This is a genomic window from Sphingomonas sp. UYAg733 (assembly GCF_054057355.1).
Window position 1 is genome coordinate 1 of record NZ_JBSRZE010000033.1, and the last position, 2,130, is coordinate 2,130.

General features: G+C 52.6%; 2 protein-coding genes. Both read left to right on the top strand.

Annotation, left to right across the window (positions count from 1 at the left end):
• The first annotated feature begins 296 nt into the window (after window positions 1-296).
• Window positions 297-788 carry a hypothetical protein gene (locus ACVWZA_RS21770; protein WP_457313538.1) on the top strand — a complete coding sequence of 164 codons (492 nt, stop codon included), beginning with the start codon at window positions 297-299 and terminating at the stop codon, window positions 786-788.
• 38 nt (window positions 789-826) lie between these two features.
• Window positions 827-1,738: a hypothetical protein gene (locus ACVWZA_RS21775; protein WP_457313539.1), complete on the top strand. Its 912-nt coding sequence runs from the start codon at window positions 827-829 to the stop codon at window positions 1,736-1,738.
• The last annotated feature ends 392 nt before the right edge of the window (window positions 1,739-2,130 follow it).

Below are 2,130 nucleotides of genomic sequence, written 5' to 3' on the forward strand. Positions count from 1 at the left end.
TCAAGAACCACGACCGTTCGTCTGGAAGGCCGATCCCGATCACATTATCGCAGCTGTCAGGCGCGGGCACCAAACGTTGGAATCAATCCACTAGAGGCTACCTCGGCGCCTAGCGCGCCTCCCGTTCAACGCGTTGTAGCGTGCCGCACTTCTTCCCCATGCTCAACTGCTTGCAGCACCTGATGCGCTTGCGGTCGAAAGTGCAGCCTTTGCTGCTCGCGTTCGCGTGCCAGTCTGAACGAGGCGGAAAGCTGGTTAGGGCTTGCCGAGAGCGCACTTGCCAAGCAAATTGAAGTATGATCGTTACAGTTGCATTCGATGTAAAAAATCACGTGGAAGTGATGGAAGGCTGGCCCATTAAAACGGGCGAAATGACGTTTTTTCTAGAGCGCGAGGCCAATGTGTTGAAGCGGGTTTGCCTCGCATTCTCCGGCGTAGACATGGCGCATGCGCCCAATGTCCAGCCAGCCAGCTCCGAAGCCGCGCACCCTCACATCACGATCAACGGCGGAGGCTATGTGGTATTGGCCCGGAGAAATATCATGAACTGGCAGGCCGTGGTGAGCGGCATACAAATTGTTGATTTAGACTATGACAATTATGAACTTCGATTCCACGGCGAAAATGTAGACGAAGACGCTAAAATTCATATAAAATCGTTTCGATCGAACTACGATCTCTCCCTCAATCACGAATGCGATTTTGAGCAGATCGGAAGGGCCTTTTGTGTAGGCAAAATTTCCGATGATAGAATCGAATCAACCTCTCATTTTCGCGAAGGTCTATAGCGTACAGCGCCGGTAGGTACGTTGACTCGTATAACAACATGTACCTCTTTCTCGAGACACGATTTTGTAATGGAAAGACAGGAAACGAGAAGCAGGCAGATCTTTTGTCGGACCAAGTCGAGCTCTGCGAATTCGTGGAACAGAATGCTGCGGTGTTCGCGCAGCGGAGGGTTCGGTCTCACGAACGGGCATTCGATCTTTTCAAGCCCGGCGATACAACGCGCGACAAAATAAGAACTCTGGTGCTTTTAAGAGGAAAGCTGCGCCATCACTCACTCAAAAGCCCGCGGCGATGGGATCCGAACAAGCAGAATGAATATGAAAGCGCCGCACGGTTCTTGAGCGCCGTGGTCGGTGACATCGTGATCAAAGAATCCCTCAGTGACATTTATGGAACCACTGCGCTCAAAACTTTCAGAGAAATCTCGGTTAGCACCGGATATGAGACGAAAATTAAAGTAGAGACCTATCGACTTAACAAGGAGCGGACACTTGTTTTGAATATGAGCTACCCAACAACCGTTGTTTCCAGCAAATTATGCCTGACGACGGTTAGGAACGCCATTCAATCTTGTGAGAAGGAAGGTCAACTTGCAGATACGGTGAGATTGGCGGCGACGACTAGCCGGGCTAATCTTGAACTGTTCTCCTTGGATTTTGACGTCTGGGCGTACACGCAAGAACGTGCAATTGAGACGGAAAAGCCTATTGCCTCGGTCCGATGTACCTTCGAGCATTTTCAGGCCGGCCTCATCGTAAGCCATGAATTTTCGATGCCCGTTAGAGGAAGCAAACTTACGATCTTGGATGTATGGAAAATGTTGCAGCGCACTTTTGACCATGTCGAGCACAGAGACCCGACGACACGCATTATGAGCCTGAAGCTGTTCGTGCGTGATGGTACAAAAGCGATTGCTGCATATCGCGTTGGTCCCCAAGTGAAGAATTGACCTAACCCCGGATGCCACAAAGAGCGCCGCTTTCGATCCCGGCGATAGTGAATTCAATTGCCGGGGGCCGACAGCGAGCGACCCTCGTGCTCCTGTCGAGTTAGATGCACTGCCACCGCAACTCGCACGCGATAACTGCCACTGGACCCGGCGACCGCAGTTGCAGCGGCGTTGTGAGGGTCCGCTTTCGAGACCGCTGCAGTTTACGACGAATGACCGAGATTGGGACGCGTAGCTACCGGCCACCTGAGCCTGAACGAAGGGCCGCTTATGTCGGCTGGCACTCCAAAGCGGCCATTCCGCTTTCCTGAAGAGTTTCGGATGCCGGCAGGCGTACGAAAGTCTGGGAGGCCCGAACCCGCGGGGCCCAAGCATCGACCTATGGGGATTTG